The 18639-nt window shown below is 70.4% G+C and carries 20 protein-coding genes; 7 read left to right on the forward strand and 13 right to left on the reverse strand.

From position 1 onward, the window contains the following. Window positions 1–101: 101 nt before the first annotated feature. The 3 genes from MFF40_RS11840 to MFF40_RS11850 form a co-directional block, all read right to left on the reverse strand. Window positions 102–1034 (reverse strand): ROK family protein, encoded by a 933-nt coding sequence (locus tag MFF40_RS11840; protein ID WP_147897030.1) that lies wholly within the window; start codon window positions 1032–1034, stop codon window positions 102–104. Continuing rightward, on the reverse strand, window positions 1034–2416 hold the full coding sequence (locus tag MFF40_RS11845; RefSeq protein ID WP_147857033.1) for a dicarboxylate/amino acid:cation symporter: 1383 nt from the start codon (window positions 2414–2416) through the stop codon (window positions 1034–1036). The genes MFF40_RS11840 and MFF40_RS11845 overlap by 1 nt, the downstream gene beginning before the upstream one ends. Before the next feature lie 593 nt (window positions 2417–3009). Continuing rightward, complete coding sequence (locus tag MFF40_RS11850) at window positions 3010–4383, reverse strand: RsmB/NOP family class I SAM-dependent RNA methyltransferase (RefSeq protein WP_238260566.1); 1374 nt, start codon at window positions 4381–4383, stop codon at window positions 3010–3012. 57 nt (window positions 4384–4440) lie between these two features. On the opposite strand from MFF40_RS11850, the gene MFF40_RS11855 reads away from it, so the two are divergent. Beyond that, window positions 4441–4665 carry a DUF1674 domain-containing protein gene (locus MFF40_RS11855; protein ID WP_147897031.1) on the forward strand — a complete coding sequence of 75 codons (225 nt, stop codon included), beginning with the start codon at window positions 4441–4443 and terminating at the stop codon, window positions 4663–4665. Between the two features lie 14 nt (window positions 4666–4679). On the opposite strand, the gene MFF40_RS11860 is transcribed toward MFF40_RS11855, so the two are convergent. Next, the gene (locus MFF40_RS11860; RefSeq protein ID WP_238260567.1) at window positions 4680–5690 is read right to left on the reverse strand and encodes a 2-keto-3-deoxygluconate permease; all 1011 of its coding nucleotides are present in this window, start codon (window positions 5688–5690) and stop codon (window positions 4680–4682) included. 219 nt (window positions 5691–5909) lie between these two features. Here MFF40_RS11860 and MFF40_RS11865 point away from each other — a divergent pair, with 219 nt between their 5' ends. The 3 genes from MFF40_RS11865 to MFF40_RS11875 all read left to right on the forward strand — a co-directional run bounded on the left by MFF40_RS11865 (window position 5910) and on the right by MFF40_RS11875 (window position 7086). Next, on the forward strand, window positions 5910–6218 hold the full coding sequence (locus tag MFF40_RS11865) for a cupin domain-containing protein (RefSeq protein ID WP_147856879.1): 309 nt from the start codon (window positions 5910–5912) through the stop codon (window positions 6216–6218). 101 nt (window positions 6219–6319) lie between these two features. Further along, window positions 6320–6676 (forward strand): nucleotidyltransferase domain-containing protein, encoded by a 357-nt coding sequence (locus MFF40_RS11870; protein WP_147856881.1) that lies wholly within the window; start codon window positions 6320–6322, stop codon window positions 6674–6676. Further along, complete coding sequence (locus MFF40_RS11875; RefSeq protein ID WP_238260569.1) at window positions 6673–7086, forward strand: HEPN domain-containing protein; 414 nt, start codon at window positions 6673–6675, stop codon at window positions 7084–7086. Before MFF40_RS11870 ends, MFF40_RS11875 begins: the two co-directional genes overlap by 4 nt. A gap of 20 nt (window positions 7087–7106) precedes the next feature. Here MFF40_RS11875 and MFF40_RS11880 read toward each other — a convergent pair whose 3' ends face one another. Further along, window positions 7107–7616: a L,D-transpeptidase gene (locus MFF40_RS11880; RefSeq protein ID WP_147856877.1), complete on the reverse strand. Its 510-nt coding sequence runs from the start codon at window positions 7614–7616 to the stop codon at window positions 7107–7109. Window positions 7617–7766: 150 nt separating this feature from the next. Continuing rightward, window positions 7767–8405, reverse strand: a complete 639-nt coding sequence (gene bluB, locus MFF40_RS11885) for a 5,6-dimethylbenzimidazole synthase (RefSeq protein ID WP_147897035.1) — start codon at window positions 8403–8405, stop codon at window positions 7767–7769. Between the two features lie 493 nt (window positions 8406–8898). Here bluB and MFF40_RS11890 point away from each other — a divergent pair, with 493 nt between their 5' ends. Then, a complete protein-coding gene (locus tag MFF40_RS11890; protein WP_147857607.1) occupies window positions 8899–9273 on the forward strand; it encodes a DUF2794 domain-containing protein in 375 nt (124 codons plus the stop codon). 17 nt (window positions 9274–9290) lie between these two features. On the opposite strand, the gene MFF40_RS11895 is transcribed toward MFF40_RS11890, so the two are convergent. The 4 genes from MFF40_RS11895 to MFF40_RS11910 all read right to left on the reverse strand — a co-directional run bounded on the left by MFF40_RS11895 (window position 9291) and on the right by MFF40_RS11910 (window position 14718). After that, the gene (locus MFF40_RS11895; RefSeq protein ID WP_147897036.1) at window positions 9291–10187 is read right to left on the reverse strand and encodes a dihydrodipicolinate synthase family protein; all 897 of its coding nucleotides are present in this window, start codon (window positions 10185–10187) and stop codon (window positions 9291–9293) included. Window positions 10188–10285: 98 nt separating this feature from the next. Continuing rightward, a complete protein-coding gene (locus MFF40_RS11900; RefSeq protein WP_058191972.1) occupies window positions 10286–11056 on the reverse strand; it encodes a Bax inhibitor-1/YccA family protein in 771 nt (256 codons plus the stop codon). A gap of 381 nt (window positions 11057–11437) precedes the next feature. Continuing rightward, window positions 11438–14017, reverse strand: a complete 2580-nt coding sequence (locus MFF40_RS11905; protein WP_238260571.1) for an ABC transporter permease — start codon at window positions 14015–14017, stop codon at window positions 11438–11440. After that, window positions 14017–14718, reverse strand: a complete 702-nt coding sequence (locus MFF40_RS11910; protein WP_378996180.1) for an ABC transporter ATP-binding protein — start codon at window positions 14716–14718, stop codon at window positions 14017–14019. The genes MFF40_RS11905 and MFF40_RS11910 overlap by 1 nt, the downstream gene beginning before the upstream one ends. A gap of 189 nt (window positions 14719–14907) precedes the next feature. Between MFF40_RS11910 and MFF40_RS11915 the strand changes: the two genes are divergently transcribed. Beyond that, a complete protein-coding gene (locus tag MFF40_RS11915; RefSeq protein WP_147854353.1) occupies window positions 14908–15507 on the forward strand; it encodes an arylesterase in 600 nt (199 codons plus the stop codon). Next, complete coding sequence (gene thpR / locus MFF40_RS11920) at window positions 15507–16046, forward strand: RNA 2',3'-cyclic phosphodiesterase (protein WP_147854352.1); 540 nt, start codon at window positions 15507–15509, stop codon at window positions 16044–16046. The genes MFF40_RS11915 and thpR overlap by 1 nt, the downstream gene beginning before the upstream one ends. A 45-nt stretch (window positions 16047–16091) precedes the next feature. On the opposite strand, the gene coaA is transcribed toward thpR, so the two are convergent. From coaA to MFF40_RS11935, 3 genes are all read right to left on the reverse strand, one after another. After that, window positions 16092–17081 (reverse strand): type I pantothenate kinase, encoded by a 990-nt coding sequence (gene coaA / locus MFF40_RS11925; RefSeq protein ID WP_147854351.1) that lies wholly within the window; start codon window positions 17079–17081, stop codon window positions 16092–16094. Beyond that, complete coding sequence (locus MFF40_RS11930) at window positions 17078–17401, reverse strand: phosphoribosyl-ATP diphosphatase (protein ID WP_147897227.1); 324 nt, start codon at window positions 17399–17401, stop codon at window positions 17078–17080. The genes coaA and MFF40_RS11930 overlap by 4 nt, the downstream gene beginning before the upstream one ends. 256 nt (window positions 17402–17657) lie before the next feature. Next, on the reverse strand, window positions 17658–18605 hold the full coding sequence (locus MFF40_RS11935) for an aspartate carbamoyltransferase catalytic subunit (protein WP_147897228.1): 948 nt from the start codon (window positions 18603–18605) through the stop codon (window positions 17658–17660). Window positions 18606–18639 lie beyond the last annotated feature (34 nt).

Below are 18639 nucleotides of genomic sequence, written 5' to 3' on the forward strand. Positions count from 1 at the left end.
ATCCGAATAGAAGGACGGCCGCGCAACGGGGTTTGCTTGTCCGCGGTGCCGAAAGCCACCGATGTCCTGAGAGCCGGCGGTGACCGTTCGAGCTGGCGCCCTCAGTCGGCTTCCCACAGCCAGGCCGCCCCGCGCACCCCGGAGGCGTCGCCGTGAAGGCTGGCGCGCACGGGGGTGTCGAAGGCGTCGGAGAAGACGTGCGGGGCGATCGCACCGGGCAAACCGGCGATCAGCTCGGGGATGCGCGACAGGCCGCCGCCGATCACGATCACGTCCGGATCGAGCAGGTTGACCACCTGGGCCGCGGCGCGCCCGAGCCGGTCGAGATGCGTCGCGAGGGTTTTCCGCGCGTCGCCGTCACCGTCGCGGGCGGCGGAGACGACGGCCTCGGCGGTGCCATGGCGGCCGTGACGCCGGGCATGGTCGGCGGCGAGGCCGGGCCCGGACAGCCAGGTCTCGACGCAGCCCCGGCGACCGCAATAGCAATCCGGTCCGGGCCGCTCGTCGGGGGTGGGTGCCGGCAGGGGGCCGTGGCCCCACTCGCCCGCGATGCCGTTGCGGCCGGTGAGCACGCGGCCGTCGATGGCGATGCCCGATCCGACCCCTGTGCCCAGGATCACCGCCCAGACCACCCGGGCGCCGGACCCGGCGCCGTCGACCGCCTCCGAGACCGCGAGGCAATTGGCGTCGTTCTCGATCCGGACCGGGCGGTCGAGCCGCCGCGCGAGGTCGATCCCGAACGGATGACCGTTGAGCCAGTGGGAGTTGGCGTTGCGCACGAGGCCGGTCGCCGGCGACAGGCTGCCGGGCATGCCGACGCCGACGCTGCAAGGCGCGCGGGACGGGGTGCCGGCTTCGGATTCCAGGCGCTCCACCAGGGCGGCTAGGGCCTCGAGGGTGCCCCGGTAATCGCCGCGCGGGGCCGGGACCCGGGCCTCGGCCAGGGTCGCGCCGCGGGAATCCAGCACGATCCCGGCGATCTTGGTGCCGCCGAGATCGATGCCGAGGCGCGCCCGCCCGCTGGGCGCCGGCATCACTCCGCCGCGGCGACCTTGGTGACCTTGGTGTCGGTCCCCATCGGCTGCGGCGCGTGGTCGGAGATGTCGGTGCCGATCGCGACCGGGTGGGCCATGACCTCGTTGAGCTTGGCCATGTCGAGCTCGCCCTCCCAGCGGCTGACCACCACGCAGGCGACGCCGTTGCCGACGAGGTTGGTGAGCGCGCGGCACTCGGACATGAACTTGTCGATACCGAGCACCAGGGTCATGGCGGCGACCGGGACCGGGCTGTTCGGGATCGCCGAGAGCGTGGCCGCCAGGGTGATGAAGCCGGCACCCGTGACGCCGGAGGCGCCCTTCGAGGTCAGCATCGCCACCAGGATGATCGTCGCGTATTGCGCGAAGGTCAGGTCCGCACCCACCGCCTGCGCGAGGAACAGCGTGGCGAGCGTCATGTAGATGTTGGTGCCGTCGAGGTTGAACGAGTAGCCGGTCGGGACCACGAGGCCGACCACCGAATCCGAGGCGCCGAGCCGGCGCATCTTGGTCATCAGCTGCGGCAGCACGGTCTCCGATGAGGACGTGCCGACCACGATCAGCAACTCGTCCTTGATGTAGGCGAGGAAGCGGAAGATCGAGAAGCCCGCGACCTTGGCGATGCTGCCCAGCACCACGACCACGAACAGGATCGCGGTGACGTAGAAGGTGCCGACCAGCCAGGCGAGGTCGTAGACCTTCTGGATGCCGTACTCGCCGATCGTGAACGCCATGGCGCCGAAGGCGCCCACGGGGGCGAGCTTCACCACGATGCCGATGATCTTGAAGAAGATCTGCCCGGCGGTGTCGATCGCGCTGTTCACCGCGGCGGCGCGCGCGCCGAGGCTGGTGACGACGACGCCGGTGAGGATCGAGATCAGCAGCACCTGCAGTAGGTCGCCGGTGGCGAAGGGATCGAAGAAGCTTTTGGGGATGATCGCCAGGATGTGGGCGACGGTGGAATCGGCCGCCGCCTTGTTGGCGTAGCTCGCGACCTTGCTGGCATCGAGCTTCGTCGGGTCGGCGTTGAAGCCGGCGCCGGGCCGGATCACCTCGCCGACCAGCACGCCGATCAACAGGGCCAGGGTGGAGACGACCTCGAAATAGACCAGCGCCTTCACGCCGACCCGGCCGACCTTCTTGAGATCGCCGACCGACGCGATGCCGTGCACGATGGTGCAGAAGATGATCGGCGCGATCATCATCTTGATCAGGCCGATGAAGGCGTCGCCGAGCCACTTCATCGCCTTGCCGGTGGCCGGGTCGTACCAGCCGAGCAGGACGCCGAGCACGATGGCGATCAGGACCTGGATATAGAGGACCTTGTACCAGGGCTCGCGGGGAGCGCCGGGCGCAGTGGTCGCGTGGGTTGCGTGTGCCATATCCATCCCGTGCACGGTTGCCGTGCAGCCTCCCGATTTGCCGGCACGCTAGCGATAATCGTTCCCCGCCTCAACGGCGGCTCCGCCTCACTCCGCGAACGAAGTGTGACAAAAACCTGTCGATCCCCGGCCGAAAGATGACTGCTGCGGATATTCATCCGCCAACCTAGTCGATCCAGGCCAACCGGATCGAATCAAGGTTGCGAACGCGACCGCCGGATATGCTTCCTCGTCCCCACGCGCCTGCGGCGCCGGGGGCATGGCTCAAGAAAACCCAATCGCGCCGGACGCGGGATGCCGCGGGAACCCAGGTGTCGGCCAGATACGCGCGGGATCCGATCCCCGCCGATCACCGCGACTCCGTGTTGGCGGTCACCGCCCCATCCTCCCGGTCCGCCGGTCAGCCACCGGACGGACCGCCGAGGAGCACCGCGGGATCACTCCCGCAGCGACGACGGACGGGTGACGGCTAGTGAGAACAAGACAGGAATTTTGTTAAGAGCGGCGTGCCAGTCGATGGGTCTGCATCCGCGAACGCTCCGCTCGGTTGCCGCGCTGCGCCCGCGATGGCGGCGGAGACCGGGGAGCGCTCCTCACCCCACGCGCTCGAGCCGGCTCGCGAAGAAGCCGTCCAGGCCGCCGCGGGCGCCCGGGACCTCGGGCAGGTGGCACGGCAGGGTGCGCAGGTCGCCGTTGCCATCGATCATCTCGGTCGCGCCGCCGATCTCCTCCGCCCGCACCGGCACGCGCGCGAAGCGGGTGTCCCGGGCCAGGAAGGCGGCGATCTGCGCCTCGCCCTCCTCGGGCTCCAGCGAACAGGTGCAGTAGACCAGCCGGCCGCCCGGGCGCACCAACTCGGCCGCGCTCTGGAGGAGCCTGACCTGGAGCAGCGACAGCCGGATGATGTCGGACTTCGACTTGGTCCAGGCCACGTCGGGGTGGCGCCGGATCGTGCCGGTGGCCGAGCACGGGGCGTCGAGCAGCACCGCGTCGTGGTCCTGGGCCTGGAAGGCCAGGGCGTCGGAGACCGCGATCTCGACGTCGAGGCCGAGCCTGGCGACGTTCTCGCGGAGGCGCTCCAGCCGCGGCGCCGAGCGGTCGACCGCCGTCACCCGCGCACCGGTGGCGGCGAGCTGCATCGTCTTGCCGCCCGGCGCGGCACAGAGATCGAGCACCCGGGCGCCCGCCTGCGGGGCAAGCAGCCGCGCAGGGATCGCCGCGGCGGCGTCCTGCACCCACCAGGCACCCTCTTGGAAGCCGGGCAGGTCGGGGATCGCCGGCCCGTTTTCCGGCAGCCGGAGGGAGCCGGTCGGCAGGCGCACCGCACCGAGCGGCTCGACCCATGCGGCCGCGTCGCCGCGCGGGGTCAGGTCGATCGCCGCCCCGGCGAGATGGGCCTGCGCGATGGCGGCCGCCCGCTGCGGTCCGTAGGCCGAGACCCAGCGGCTCGCCAGCCAGTCCGGCGTGTTGACCGCCAGCGCGTCGGCGGAGGCGGCCAGGATCGCGTCGCGCTCCCGCACGACCCGGCGCAGCACCGCGTTGACCAGGCCTGCGAGATGCGCGGTGCGGTTGTCTCCCTTGGCGAGTCGCACCGCGCAATCGACCGCGGCGTGGTCGGGGACCGCAAGGTCGAGGATCTGGGCGGTCGCGGTGGCGAGCAGCGCGGTCAGCCGGGGCTTGTCGACCGGCAGCCCGCGCTCGAGCCGGGCGGCCAGGGCCGCCCGGATCAGGCCGTAGCGCCGGAAGGTCGCCACCGCGATCGCCCGGGCCAGGCCCGCGTCGGCGGGGCTCAAGGTCTCCGTCCGGATCGCCTGGGCCAGGGTCTCCTCGAGGGCCGGGGGGCGCTCCTGGCCGATGATCTCGGCCACCGCATTCAGGGCGGCCCGCCGGGCGCCGAGCCCCGCGGTGTCGGGCGTACCCGTCGATGTCTCGACCGGAATGTTGCGGCCTGTGTCCCGCGATGCCACTTCTACTCCTGAACCCGATGATCCGCTGACACACGCCCTCACACCCGAGCGACCGCGATGCAAGACCCGAACGGACAGGATGCGACCGATGGCGCCGCCGCGGCCCCGCGCAAACTCAGCCCTGCGGCCGAGCGTGCCCTGGCCGAGGCGGCCGAGCGCCGGGCCGCGATCGACGCCCGCGCGGCCGCGATCCGTGCCGCTCCGGAGCATCTCGGCCGCGGCGGCCTTGAGCCGGTGCGCTACCAGGATTGGGAGGTGAAGGGTCTCGCGGTCGATTTCTGAGCCGCCCCCCGACCCTACTCCGCGGGCACGCCGTCGAAGACCGTCGGCGGCGGCTCGGCCCGGGCCTCCGCCGCGCCGGCTCCGAACCGGCGGTACCAGAGCCCGGTGAGGATCGGCACCAGGATCGACGTGACGATGATGCAGATCGTCACCAGCACCGTGGCGGTCTGCGCCGCCGGGGCGAATTGCGGCGCCACCGCCGCGATCGCCAGCGGGTTGGCGGCGGCCGCCCCGGCGGTGGACGAGGCCGCGAGCCCCGCCGTCCCGGTTCCGCCCCCGATGGCCCTGTCGGCCAGGATCAGCGGGATGCCGGTGAGCACGATGACCGCCAGCGCGAGGACGATCCCGAGCCCGGCGAGGGGCGAGAGCAGGTTGTTGAGATCCACCGTGTTGCCGAGCGCGAAGGCGAAGAACGGGATCATCAGCTGGCCGCCCGGGGCGAACAGGGCGCGCAGCTTCGGATCGAGGTTGCCGAGCAGGAAGCCGACCAGGAACGGCAGCACTGCGCCGGCGAAGATCTGCGGCTCGAAATGGGCCGCCCCGGAGGCGCCCAGGATGATCATGCTCATCAGCGGGCCGGACTCGATCGAGGTCAGGATGAACGCGCCCGCCTCCTCCCGGCTGCCGTAGGTCTGCATCAGGGAGGCGTAGAGGCCGCCATTGGTCATATCCATCGCGCAGACGATCGCGAGGATCGACAGCCCCGCGAAGAAGCCGGTCTGGATGCCCTCGGGCGGGATGAACAGCGCGGCGACCAGCACGATCGCCCAGGCCGACAGCAGCTTGGTCAGCACCAGGGTGCCGGACTTGCGCAGGACGGTGCCGGTCGCCTTCAGGCTGACCGACGCGCCCATGCAGAAGAACCAGACCGCCAGGATCGGGATCACCCCGGTCATGATCCCTTGCGTGAAGCCCTTGAAATAGGCCGGCGCTCCCGGCGCGAACGTCTTGCACAGGGCGCCCAGCAGGAGCGGGACCAGCATGAGGCCACCGGGAATCCTGTCGATCGCCGCCTTGATCTGCATGGCGCGTCCCTCCGGTCGATTCGTCGACGCGCCGGACCCGGGCGGATCCGCGGCGTCGCGCCGGCCCACGCCTCTGTCGGGCGCCTTGTCGAACCGGTTCCACATCCTGTTGTCGCCCCCGGGGGCCGTCAAGCGGCGACCCGGGCCGAGGCCGCGACACCGGGCGCGGAACGTCGCGGGCCGGGCGCCGTTGGGCTGGTTCACCGACAGGAGACGATGATGGCGACGAAGGTATCGGCCCACGGTGCGGCCGCTGGACCGCACGGCGAGATCACCCTGGCCCGGGGCGAGCGGCTCGGCATGCGCATGTGGCGGGCCGAGGAGCCGAACGCCGACAAGCCGATGACGTCCTCGCCCCACGAGACCGTGGGCTACGTCATCAGCGGCCGGGCCGAGCTGGTCGTCGGCGGCGAGACGGTCGCGCTCGCGCCGGGGGATTCCTACTGCGTGCCGGCCGGCGCCGAGCACACCTACCGGATCCTCGAGACCTTCACGTCGGTCGAGGCGACGGCGCCGCCGGCGAAGTGAGGGCGATCACATAAGGGCGGGCCCGGATCCCTGTGGCTTGTTCCAGGGATCCATGATCACGGATGCATGCGGGCTGAGCCCGCGTGCTGTATACTTGCGGAATGAGCCATGCGCTTGCTCCGGACCGTCTGTCGCCCTCGCTCGCTGCAATCGTCGCGCGTCTGCGTAGGGTCGCACCCGTCGAGCGCGTGATCCTGTTCGGCAGCCGTGCCCGGGGAGACCACGACGACCACAGTGACTGGGACCTGTGTGTTCTGCTGGACGACGATATTCCGTCAGGCCGCTATACGCCGGCGTCCCTGTGGGCGGCCGTTCGCGATCTCGGCACGTCGATCCAGCTAGTCCCGATGCGCAGAAGCGTCTTCGAGGCCCGCCGTCTCGACATCAACGCACTCGCGCATGACGTCGCCGAGGAGGGTATCGTCCTCTACGACAAGGCGGCGGAGGCCCCGCTTTGAGCGCGTCGGATCCCGGCGCGTGGGTTCGGAAGGCGCAACAGGACACGCGATCCGCGCCCCGGCTGCTCCTGGATCCGCCGGAACTGGAGGACGCCGCCTTCCACGTGCATCAGGCCGTCGAGAAGGCTGCGAAGGCGATCCTCGTGGCGGAGGGCATCCGGTATCCGCGCGGCCGGGGAGCCGGACATGACCTCGATGCGCTCACCGCGCTCATTCCGAGCACCAGTCCTCTCCTCGTACAGGCCCGGCAACTGGCGGGATTGACGCCCTGGGCCACCACTTTCCGTTACCCGGCGGAGGATCCGCACACCGCCGAGCCCATGCCGTCGAAGGAAGACCTCGAACGTCATTGCGACACGGCGGAGGCGTTCGTGGAAGCGGTGGCACGCCACGTCAGTGAGATGTCCTGATCACACCGATGTGCTGGCCCTCACCGGGTCATGTAGACCTGCGCGCCGACATCGACCCGGGCGTAGAGATCGACCACATCCTGGTTGTACATCCGGATGCAGCCATAGGATGCGTAGGTGCCGACCGAGTTCGGCCGGTTGGTGCCGTGGATCGCGTATTCGCCCCCGGCCAGCGTCATCGCGGCCGCGCCCATCGGGTTGCTGGGTGAGCCGCCCGCGATGACGTTCGGCAGCCGGGGGTTGTCGCGCTTGACCTCGGCCGGCGGCGACCAGGCCGGGGCGACGTACTTGCCGTCGATCGCGGCCGTGCCGAACCATTGCTTGCCGGGCTTGCCCACCGCCACGGGATAGCGGATCGCGGTGCCGTCGCCGTTCACCAGATAGAGCTTGCGCTGGGACACGCTGATCACCACCGAGCCCGGCGCGACGCCGTTCTGGAACGGCACCAGCTCCCGCGCCTGGGCCGTCCCGAAGCAACCCGCCAGCAGCGCGCCGGCCAAACCGAATAAAGCCGCCACCCGACCCGACATCCTGGACTTCCTCGACAAGCGTGAGCGTATGCCGGCCAGTAATCCACGGCCGCGCTTGCCGTTCCCTTGAAAGCTATGGTTGACGCTCTGCTTCTCCCGGGAAGTCTTGGGGAGGGTAAAGAAGTAGCCTCAATCCTGAGGTCGGACGGCTCAGCGCTCGAACAACTCGGTGCCGCGGGGGTCTTCCGCCTGCCAGCCGTGGCGCTCCAGTTCCGGGTCGCGATGCTCCTCGACCGGATGGCCGACGCACAGATAGGCGACGAGCCGCCAGGTCTCCGGCACAGCCAGGATCCCGGTGACGCGGGCCGGCTCCAGGATCGAGACCCAGCCGACCCCGAGTCCGCGCGCCCGCGCCGCCAGCCAGAAGCACTGCACCGCCCCGACCACCGAATAGGCCAGGGTCTCCGGCATGCTGGCTCGGCCGAGGCCGAGGCCGGTCTCGGTGGCGTCGTCGCAGAACACCGCGAGGTGCTCTGGCGCCTCGTTGAGGCCGGCGAGCTTCAGCGCCCGGTAGCGGGCGGCGCGTGCCGCGTCGTAGCCCTCGGCTGCGGCCGCGTTGCAGCGGGAGAAGTCGTTCGCCACGGCGGCGCGCCGGGTCGGGTCGGAGACGCGCACGAACCGCCAGGGCCGGCTGTTCCCCACCGACGGCGCCCGGTGCGCCGCATCCAGGCAGGCGCGCAGGGCGTCCGGGTCCACGGCGTCCGGCCGGAACCGGCGCACGTCGCGGCGCCACGCGAACAGCGTGTCGAGGGCCTGGATGAAGCTGTCGTCGAAGGTGGGCGGACCCATGATGCGGCCCGCCTTACCTGCATCCGGCGATAAACGGGAGGACGAAAACCGCTCGGCCTGCGCATCGGGCTGGATATCGCAGCCGGCACGATGCGCTGGGCTCTGACTGGGATCGTCTTTTTCCGAACGCCGGCAGCCACGTTCGGGGACGATCCACCTGGCGAGGTGCAGGACACGCCACGAAAAAAGGCCGCCCGGAGGGGCGGCCTGAAGTCATTGGGTCTCGAAACCTCGGAGTGCCGAATTCTGGAATCCCGACCGGCGACCGAAGGCTGGGGAGCTGGGTTTCGGCCGCTGGTCCGGCAGGAGCCGGCGAGGTTCAGACAGTGTTGTGCCAGGGCAACGCGGCCCGGGAAAGGCGGCATTCGGGCAGAACCGTGTTTTTTGTCGCTTGGATGTGTCGTGGGCGACACGGGGTCCCGGAGGGGTCACCCTTGCGGGTCGCGGGCGCGGGGGCCATCATCCGGCACAGCATGGGCACTACGGAGTGACGATGACGGAGCGGACGAGCGCGGAGTCGAGGCCCGAGGAAGCGGCGGGCCATGTCATTCCGTTCCCCGCCCGTGCGGAACCCCCGCAGATCGCCTTCAACCGGGACGAGCTGCGCACGATCTTCAACCTCTACGGCCGGCAGGTCGCAGCAGGCGAGTGGCGCGACTACGCCATGGATTTCCGCCGGGACAAGGCGGTGTTCTCGATCTACCGCCGCGCCTCCGAGATGCCGCTCTACCGGATCGAGAAGGACCCGAAGCTCGCCCGCCGCCAGGGCGCCTACGCGGTGATCGCCGCCAGCGGGCTGGTGATGAAGCGCGGGACCGAGCTGGCCCGGGTGCTCGCCGTGCTGGAGCCCCCGCCCCGGGCGGTGTGATCTTTTCCGAGATCGCGTCAGGCGAGGTTCAAGCGCTCGACGGTGCTGACGATGTCCGCCCGGACCTCCGGCGGCAGCGGCAGGATCGGCCGTGGCGGTTCGGCGTGACAAAGGCCGAGATGGTCGGCGAGGGCGTAGACCACCCGCAGGCTCGAATGCGCCTTGAACAGCGTCCAGAGTGGCGCGAGCGCTTCGTTCAGCGCCCGGGCCCGCGCGGCGTCGCCGGACTCGATGGCACGCACGATCGCCAGGCAGGTTTTCGGAAACAGGCCGCCGGCCACGCTGAACCAGACCGTGCCGCCGGCGAGCAGCGCCTCGGTCACGTTCCAGTCGCCGCTGAACCCGACCGGAAACTCCGCCGGGACCGCTTCCGTCAGGCTGGCAAGTCCGGCCTCGGCCGCCGACGGCTCCGGTGCGGGGCACTTGGCCGCCACGACGCCCGGCAGGCGGGCGATCCGGCCGATCAGCGCCGGCGAGAACAGGAAATGCGTGGTCGCCGGGTTGTCGTAGATCACGAGCGGCAGGCCGCCCTCCCCCGCCACGGCCGCGAAATGCCGGTACACCTCATCGTCGGTGAGCGGCGTGTAGGAGACCGGGGCAAGCAGGCCCACGTCGGCCCCCGCTGTGCGGGCCGCCTGAGCGTGCCGGATCGCGTCGTCGGTGCGCAGCGCCCCGATCCCCACCAGAAGCGGCACCCGGCCGGCCACCGCCTCGGCGGCGATCTCGACGGCGCGGCGCCGCTCGTCCGGGGACAGGTAGGCGTAGGTCCCGGTGCTGCCGAGCAGGCCGATCGAATCGACCCGGGCCTCCACGAGGCGGTCCAGCAGCCGGCGCAGGGCGGCCGCATCCACGCGGCCGTCCGCGTCGCTCGGAGTGATCGGGAAGGCGGAAAGGCCGGAGATGCGGTTGGGCATGGCGGCATGATAACCGCCCTCGCCCGATCCAGGCAGGCCAAAAAAGAAGCCCCGGCGGTGTCCCGCCGGGGCTTGCTCATTCGGGGTTCATGCTGGGCTTAGCGGCGGTCGCCGACCAGGCTGAGCAGGAACTGGAACATGTTGATGAAGTCGAGATAGAGCGTCAGGGCGCCGTTCACCGACATCTTGGCCGCCATCTCACCGTCGAAGCTGCTGGAGAGATACATCTCCTTGAGCTTCTGGGTGTCGTAGGCGGTCAGGCCCGCGAAGATCAGCACGCCGAGCACCGAGATGGCGAACTGCAGCGCCGACGAGGCGAAGAAGATGTTCACCAGCGACGCCAGGATGATGCCGATCAGGCCCATCATCAGGAACGAGCCCATGCCCGACAGGCTGCGCTTGGTCGTGTAGCCGTAGAGGCTCAGCGAACCGAACGCCGCCGCCGTGATAAAGAACACCCGAACCACGCTCGCCCCGGTGAAGACCAGGAGGAGAGAGGACATCGAGGCGCCCATCACCGCCGCAAAGGCCCAGAACATCGTCCGGGCCGACGAGGCCGACATCCGGTCCATCCGCATCGAGAAGACGAAGATGAACGCGAGCGGGGCCAGCATCAGAACCCACTTGAGCGGGCTCGTGTAGAGGGTCTGACCGAAGGGGGTCAGGATCGGGCGCGTGCCCTGGTAGGCCGCGACCGACGCCATGTTCAGACCGAGGGCGACGAGGCCGGAGATGCCGAGCCCGACGACCATGTTGTTGTAGACGCCGAGCATGAAGGTGCGCAGGCCCTGATCGACATCGACCTGGGTGCCGGCGTACCCGGACGGCTGCTGGGCGCCGTACCGGAAGGGAGAGTTCTCGAATGCCATGGGAGTTTCCTTGCGGAGGCTCTCTCAGCGTGGTGTTTCGGGCGAGGCCCACGCAGGACCTCTGGCGCCAGGCTGGCACCTCGCACAGGAATATGTTGCGCGGCCGCCGCCCGCACAAGTCCCCAGCCACGGTTGCGGGGGCGCTTTTCCGGTGTCGGAGGATGTATTTTTGTCCATGAAGTCAGGGATTAAAACGGATTCCCGCGCTCACGGCCCCGGGTTCGACTGGCGGTTGCCCGGATCGCATCGGGTCGATGTCTCTCCGCCCAAGTCTTAACCATGTGCGGAGACCGGAAGCGGGGCCGCGAAGACCAGCGGTCAGAGCGCGCACCGCCGAAATGGGTACCGGTCCGGCGTCAGCGAGTGCGACTAATCAAGGCTCTAGATCTGCCGGAGATACGGCGCCGGCTTCTGGCCGAGGATGCGCCACGTGCCGGCCAGCCCGAGCAGGATCGCCAGAGCCACGGCGGCGGTGGCCGCCACCAGCGCCCCGGACAGGTCGAGGCGGAAGTCGAGGTGCATGACCTTCGCGACGATCACCCAGCCGGCGAGGCTGCCGGCGGCGAGGCCGAACACGGCCGTGGCGAGCCCCAGGGCCGCGTACTCGATGGCGTAGGCGCTGAGCAGTCGCGCCCGGCTGGCGCCCAGGACCTTCAGCACTACGGCGTCGTAGAGGCGGGCCCGGTGGCCGGCCGCGATGGCCCCGGCCAGCACGAACAGGCTCGCCAGCACCGCCACGGCGCTCGCCCCGCGGATCGCCAGGACCAGACGGCCGACGAGGTCACCGATCGCGTCGAGCGCGTCCTTCACACGCACGGCGCTCACCGACGGGAACGTCTTGGCGACGTCGCGCAGGATGCGGTTCTCGGCGCCCGCATCGGTGCCGCCGGGCAGCGACAGGGTGGCGAGGTCCGAATGCGGCGCGCCCCGGAAGGTGCCGGGTGAGAACACCATGACGAAGTTGATGCCGAGGTTGCGCCACTCCACCCGGCGCAGGTTGAAGATCGTCGCGGTCAGGTCGCGCCCGAGCACGTTGACGGTGACGGTGTCGCCGACCTTCAATCCGAGCTGGCGCGCGAGGTCCGCTTCGAACGAGACCAGCGGCTTGGCGTCCTGCTCCGCGCTCCACCACGCCCCCTCCGTGAGGGTCGAGCCCTCCGGCACCGTGTCGCCGTAGGTGATGCCCCGGTCGCCGTCGAGGACCCAAGCGGCGTCCTCCGGGGGGCGGATCTTGCTGGCCGGCACGCCGTTCAGGGCGACGATCCGGCCGCGCATCATCGGCACGTCCTCGATCTTGCCGTTGGGGGCCGAGCGCGCCAGGAACGCGCGGAACTCGGCGGCGTCGCGGGACGGGATATCGAGGAAGAACAGGTTCGGCGCACGCGCCGGCAGGGTCGCGCTGATCGTCCGGCGGACGTTGGCGTCGATCAGGCTGAGGGTGACCAGCAGGGTCACGCCGAGCCCGAGGGACAGCACGATGGCGGGGGTCAGCGCGCCCGGCCGGTGGAGGTTCGCCAGCGCCATCCGGGGCGCCGGCCCGCGCGGATGCGGCAGGCGGCGGGCGAGCGCCATCAGGCCGAGCGCCACCCCGTGCAGCAGCGCGAACGCGATGGCGGCGGCCGCGATGAAGATCAGGGCCACACGCCGGTCGAACGCCGTGCCGACCGCCAGGCCGACCAGGGCGGCGAGGCTGAGGGCAAGCCAGATCCGGTAGCGCCAACGCGGGCTGACCCGGGCGGGATCGACCGTGTCGCGGAACAAGCCCGAGACCGGCACGTCGTGGGCACGGCCGAGCGGCGTGATCGCGAACGCGAAGGCGGTCAGCAGCCCGTAGGCGGCGGCGAGTAGCAATTCCCCCGGCGCCAAAGTCGGATTCAAGGGCAACGGCAGGTCGGCGGAGAACAGCGCATCCAGGACGAACGGCAGGCTTGCGCCGACCGCGAGGCCGATCGCCGTGCCGATGCCCGCGATCAGCATCACCTGAGTCAGGTAGAGGGCGACCACCTGCGAGCCCGGGGCGCCGACGCTCTTGAGCGTCGCGATCGAGGGACGCTTGCGCTCCACGAAGGCGTGGACCGCGTTGCCGACGCCCACGCCCCCGACGATCAGCGCCGTCAGCCCCACCAGGGTCAGGAACTGGGTGAAGCGCTCGATGCTCTTGGAAAAGCGCGGGTCGGCGTTGCCGCGAGACCGGATCTCCCAGCCGGCCTCCGGAGACGCGGTTCGGATCCGCACCTGCGCGGCGTCGAGGTCCGGGTCCCGGGCGGCGTCTTTCGGCAGGACGATCCGGTAGCTCCAGCGGTTGAGGCTGCCCGGCTGGACGAGGCCGGTGGCGCGCAGCGTCGGCTCCGAGATCATCAGCCTCGGGCCGAAGCCGATGCCGCCGGCGATCTTGTCGGGCTCCGACGTGAGCGTGCCGCGGATCGCGACCGGGTGCCCGGCGAGCGCGATCCGGTCGCCGACCTTGACGTCGAGGCGGGTGAGCAGGGCCGGATCCGCTAGCGCGCCCGGCGCCCCGTCGCGCTCGGCCAGCAGGTCGGCGAGCCGGCCCGGCGGATCGGTGACGAGTTCGCCGGCTGCCGGGTAGGTCGCGGGATCGACGGCCTTCAGCTCGACGAGCGCGGCGTCTCCGCCGCCCGCCACCGCCATGGCGCGCAGGGATGCCACGGCGTCGACCGTGCCCTCCCGCGACAGGGCCTGCCGCTCCGTGTCGGTCGCCTCGCGGTTGATCAGGTTGTAGGCGAGGTCGCCCCCGAGGATCCGTCGCCCCTCCCGGCCGAGGCCGTCGGAGAGCGAGCGCGAGATCGACGCCACGCCGGCGATCGCGGCGACGCCGAGCGCGATGCAGGCGAGGAACACCCCGAAGCCGGACAGGCCGGCGCGCAACTCGCGCACGGCCAGGCGCAGGGTGAGCGGGAGGCGCCGGGGGGAAGGGTCGGGGCGGGTGACCGTGCCGTGCATCAGGCGCTCACCGCCTCCTCGATCCGGCCGGAGCGCAGGCGCACGGTGCGGTCGCACAGGCGGGCGAGGCCGTTGTCGTGGGTGACCAGCACCAGGGTGGCGCCGCGGTCGCGCTTGAGCCGGAACAACAGGTCGACGATCTGCCGGCCGGTGGCCTCGTCGAGGTTACCGGTGGGCTCGTCGGCCACCAGGATCGCCGGATCGGGGGCGACCGCCCGGGCGATGGCGACGCGCTGCTGCTCGCCCCCAGAGAGCTGGGCCGGGTAATGGTGCAGCCGGTGCCCGAGGCCGACCGCCTCCAGCTCGGCGCGGGCGCGCTCTAGGGCGCCGGGCCGGTCGGCCAGCTCCAGCGGCAGCGCGACGTTCTCCAGCGCCGTCATGGTCGGCACGAGGTGGAAGGCCTGGAACACGATTCCGATCCGCCGGCCCCGGAACCGGGCCAGCGCGTCCTCGTCGAGGCGGGCGAGGTCGGTGTCCTCGATCACCACGCCGCCGGAATCCGGCCGCTCCAGCCCGGCCATCACCATCAGCAGGGTCGACTTGCCCGAGCCCGAGGGGCCGACCAGCCCGACCGCCTCGCCGCGATCGACGCTGAGCGAGATGCCGCGCAGGACGTGCACCCGCGCTGCCCCGCGGCCGAGGCTCAGATCGATGGCGGACAACGCGATCGCCGGCTCGCGCAGCACCTTGTCGTGGCTCACGGGGCGGACGATCTGTGGGCGATGACGAGCATGGCGCGCGAGGTCCTGTCTTGGTTTCAAACTTGGCTGCACGGGCCGTTGATGCAGCGCGATATGGGGCGCGCATTGGGGCCGCGCCATGACGGCGTTCGCCCAGCCCGACGGGCCGCCCTGTTTGTCGCAGCGCTAGCGGGTCTGGTGTTCCCTTTCATGACAGCGACCCACGCGGCGACCACCGGCCCGGTCAAGCTCGTCGCCCTCGGGGACAGCCTCACCGCCGGCTACCGCCTGCCGTCCGACGCGGCCTTCCCGACCGTGTTGGAGCGCCTGCTCAAGGCCAAGGGCGCGGACGTGACGGTCGCCAACGCCGGCGTCTCCGGCGACACCGCCACGGGCGGGCTCGACCGGGTCGACTGGTCGGTGCCGGATGGGACCGCCGGGGTGATCCTGGAACTCGGCGCCAACGACATGCTGCGCGGCACCGACCCCAAGGTCACCGAGGGGGCGCTCGCGGCGATCATCGAGCGGTTGCAGACCCGGGGGATCCCGGTGCTGCTCGCCGGCATGCAGGCCGCCCCCAATCTCGGCCCGGACTACAAGGCGCGGTTCGACGCGATCTTCCCGACGTTGGCCAAGCGCTACGACCTGATCCTCTACCCGTTCTTCCTCGACGGGATCGTCGGCGACCGGGCCCAGCACCTCGATGACGGGCTGCACCCGAACCGGCAGGGCGTGGAGACCATCGCGACCCGGATCCTCCCCACGGTCGAGACTTTTTTGGGGGGCCTCCGGCAGGGGGCGTCGCGCTGATGCCGCGCCTGTTCACCGGGCTCGCGATCCCGACGGAGATTGCCGAGGCGCTGCGGATCTATCGGGGCGGCCTGCCCGGCGCGCGCTGGATCGAGCCAGCCGACTACCACATCACCCTACGGTTCCTCGGCGATGTCGAGGTGCCGATGGCGGAGGACGTGCTGGAGGCGATGGCCGAGATGCGGGTGCGCCCTGCCCTCACGGTGACCCTCGATGGGCTCGGCATCTTCGGGGGCGACAGGCCGCGGGCGCTCTACGCGTCGGTGGTGCCGAGCCCGGAGCTGATCGACATCCAGGCCGAGCAGGAGCGGCTGGTCCGTCGGGCGGGCATCGAGCCCGAACGCAGGAAGTTCACCCCGCACGTCACCCTGGCCCGCCTCAAACGCGACGCCAGCCCGGAGGCGGTGGCGATGTATCTCTCGCAAGGGCCGGCCTTCGCGCCGCTTTCTTTTGCCGCCGACCGGGTGACGGTGTTCTCGGCCAAGGAATCGACCGGCGGTGGTCCGTACCTCGCGGAGGCTGAGCTTTCGTTCGTGTGAGGTGTCAGATCCGAACCGCACGCGCCACCGGATCCTGACCGGCCGCTACAACCTCCGCAAAGCCACGCTCTCGATCCGGTGGCTCGCGCCCTTGGTGAGGATCAGGCTCGCCCGCTGGCGGGTCGGTAAGATATTCTCGCGCAGGTTCGGCAGGTTGATCGTGGTCCAGAGCCGGTCGGCGATGTCCAGCGCTTCGGTCTCCGGCACCTCGGCGTATTTTCGGAAGTACGAGCGCGGGTCCCGGAACGCGGTCTGGCGCAGCTTCATGAACCGGGTGACGTACCAGCGGTGCAGGTCGTCCTCGTGGCCGTCGAGATAGATCGAGAAGTCGAAGAAGTCGGAGACGAACGGGATCGCGGTGCCGTCCCGCGGCAGGCGGGCGGGCTGGAGCACGTTCAGGCCCTCGACGATCAGGATGTCGGGGCTCTCGACCACCCGCTCCTCCCCGGGTACCCGGTCGTAGACCAGGTGGGAATAGAGCGGCGCGGTCACGCGCTTGTGCCCGGCCTTCACGTCGTGGAGGAAGCGCAGCAGCGAGGCGGTGTCGTAGCTCTCCGGGAAGCCCTTGCGCTCCATCAGGCCGTGCTCAGCGAGTTCGGCATTCGGGAGCAGGAAGCCATCGGTGGTGACGAGGTCGACCTTCGGGGTGTTGGGCCAGCGGGCCAGCAGGGCGGCCAGGATACGCGCGGTGGTCGACTTGCCCACCGCCACCGATCCGGCCAGCCCGATGATGTAGGGGGCCTTGGTCTCGCGCTCGGCCAGCAGGAAGCGCTGCGTCGCCTTGAACAGCCCCTGCGTCGCCGCGACGTAGAGCGAGAGCAGCCGCGACAGCGGCAGGTAGATCGCCACCACTTCCTCGACCGAGATCGGGTCGTTGATCGACTGCAGCCGCTCGATGTCCTCGGCCTTCAGCGTCAGCGGCGTGTCGGCGCGCAGCTGCGCCCATTCCTCGCGGCTAAACCGGCGATACGGCGAGAGCCGATCCGATTCGTCGAGGATCGCCTCGACCGAGCCCGGCAGTGCGGCCGCGTTCACGCGGGGCGCCTCGCGGCCTTCTCGGCGATTCCGCTCTGGGCGGTGCGGCGTTCCAGCTCCTCCATCACGGCGTCGAGCTCGACGCCGCCGGCGCGGAGCAGAACCACCAGGTGGTAGAGCACGTCCGCGGCCTCGTTCCGCAGGCCGGTCTTGTCCCCCTGTACGGCCGCGATGGCCGCCTCCACGGCCTCCTCGCCGAGCTTCTTCGCCGCCTTGGCCGGCCCCTCGGACAGGAGCTTGGCCGTGTAGGAGGTCTCCGGGTCGGTCCCGGCGCGGCTCGCGACGAGCTTGGCGAGGTCGGCGAGCGTGTAGGCGGTCATGACGTGATCTGCATGTGAGGTCGTCTTTTGTGCAACGTCCCGGATATCCGATCCGGCACGATGCGCCAGCGTTTGATGGTGCATCATCGTTCCCCGAAAGCCGGCAACCACCGTTCGGGATGATGCTCGAAGGTCCAGCCGAGGCCGTATTCGGCAGGAAACTGCGCTTCAGTCGCCCCGCGGGCAAGCAGCGCGGGTGAAGGCGGCCCGTCTTTGTCGGGCTTATGCGGTGTCGAAATCGATTCGGCGAAGGTGCTCAGCCGTTCGGCAGGTGCCGGGCCAGCGATTCCAGCACGGCCATGCGCACCGCCACCCCCATCTCGACCTGCTCGCGGATCAGCGACTGCGCGCCGTCGGCGATCTCCGAGGAGATCTCGACCCCGCGGTTCATCGGTCCCGGATGCATCACCAGGGCGTCCGGTTTGGCGAGCGCCAGCTTCTCGGCGTCCAGGCCGAAATATCGGAAATACTCTTTCACGGAGGGCACGAACGAGCCGTTCATGCGCTCGCGCTGGAGGCGCAGCATCATCACGATGTCGCAGCCGTCCAGGCCCTTGCGCATGTCCGTGAAGGTCTCGACGCCGAACCGCGCGATCCCGGCGGGCAGCAGCGTCGAGGGCGCGATCAGGCGGACCCGGGCGCCCATCGCCTGCAGCAGGATGATGTTCGAGCGCGCCACCCGCGAGTGCAGGACGTCGCCGCAGATCGCGACCTGAAGCCCCGCGATCCGGCCCTTGTTGCGGCGGATCGTCAGCGCGTCGAGCAGCGCCTGGGTCGGGTGCTCGTGGGCGCCGTCGCCGGCATTCACCACGGCGCAATCGACCTTGCGGGCGAGCAGGTGCACCGCGCCGGCCGATTCGTGGCGCACCACGATGATGTCCGGCCGCATGGCGTTCAGCGTCGCCGCGGTGTCGATCAGGGTCTCGCCCTTCTTCACCGAGGAGGAGGCGACCGACATGTTCATCACGTCGGCGCCGAGTCGCTTGCCGGCAAGTTCGAACGAGGATTGCGTCCGGGTCGAGGGCTCGAAGAACAGGTTGATCTGCGTCCGGCCCCGCAGGGTCGTGCGCTTCTTCTCCACCTGCCGCGAGATGTCGACGGCGGCGTCGGCCGCGTCGAGCAGCACCTCGATGTCGGGCCGGTTCAGGCCCTCGATGCCGAGGAGGTGCCGGTGCGGGAAGGCCGGAGGCGCGGGACTCGTCATGATGAGACCGGGGTGTAGGTCCGGCTGGTCGTTC

The sequence above is a fragment of the Methylobacterium mesophilicum genome (assembly GCF_022179445.1).
GTDB classification, from domain to species: Bacteria; Pseudomonadota; Alphaproteobacteria; order Rhizobiales; family Beijerinckiaceae; genus Methylobacterium; species Methylobacterium mesophilicum.

Bases quoted from the DNA above. Each gene is read 5' to 3' on its own strand.
- MFF40_RS11840 (WP_147897030.1), bottom strand. From the start codon at position 1,034: ATGCCGGCGCCCAGCGGGCGGGCGCGCCTCGGCATCGATCTCGGCGGC.
- MFF40_RS11845 (WP_147857033.1), bottom strand. From the start codon at position 2,416: ATGGCACACGCAACCCACGCGACCACTGCGCCCGGCGCTCCCCGCGAG.
- MFF40_RS11855 (WP_147897031.1), top strand. From the start codon at position 4,441: ATGCAAGACCCGAACGGACAGGATGCGACCGATGGCGCCGCCGCGGCC.
- MFF40_RS11860 (WP_238260567.1), bottom strand. From the start codon at position 5,690: ATGCAGATCAAGGCGGCGATCGACAGGATTCCCGGTGGCCTCATGCTG.
- MFF40_RS11865 (WP_147856879.1), top strand. From the start codon at position 5,910: ATGGCGACGAAGGTATCGGCCCACGGTGCGGCCGCTGGACCGCACGGC.
- MFF40_RS11870 (WP_147856881.1), top strand. From the start codon at position 6,320: ATGAGCCATGCGCTTGCTCCGGACCGTCTGTCGCCCTCGCTCGCTGCA.
- MFF40_RS11880 (WP_147856877.1), bottom strand. From the start codon at position 7,616: ATGTCGGGTCGGGTGGCGGCTTTATTCGGTTTGGCCGGCGCGCTGCTG.
- bluB (WP_147897035.1), bottom strand. From the start codon at position 8,405: ATGGGTCCGCCCACCTTCGACGACAGCTTCATCCAGGCCCTCGACACG.
- MFF40_RS11890 (WP_147857607.1), top strand. From the start codon at position 8,899: ATGACGGAGCGGACGAGCGCGGAGTCGAGGCCCGAGGAAGCGGCGGGC.
- MFF40_RS11895 (WP_147897036.1), bottom strand. From the start codon at position 10,187: ATGCCCAACCGCATCTCCGGCCTTTCCGCCTTCCCGATCACTCCGAGC.
- MFF40_RS11900 (WP_058191972.1), bottom strand. From the start codon at position 11,056: ATGGCATTCGAGAACTCTCCCTTCCGGTACGGCGCCCAGCAGCCGTCC.
- MFF40_RS11905 (WP_238260571.1), bottom strand. From the start codon at position 14,017: ATGCACGGCACGGTCACCCGCCCCGACCCTTCCCCCCGGCGCCTCCCG.
- MFF40_RS11915 (WP_147854353.1), top strand. From the start codon at position 14,908: ATGACAGCGACCCACGCGGCGACCACCGGCCCGGTCAAGCTCGTCGCC.
- thpR (WP_147854352.1), top strand. From the start codon at position 15,507: ATGCCGCGCCTGTTCACCGGGCTCGCGATCCCGACGGAGATTGCCGAG.
- MFF40_RS11930 (WP_147897227.1), bottom strand. From the start codon at position 17,401: ATGACCGCCTACACGCTCGCCGACCTCGCCAAGCTCGTCGCGAGCCGC.
- MFF40_RS11935 (WP_147897228.1), bottom strand. From the start codon at position 18,605: ATGACGAGTCCCGCGCCTCCGGCCTTCCCGCACCGGCACCTCCTCGGC.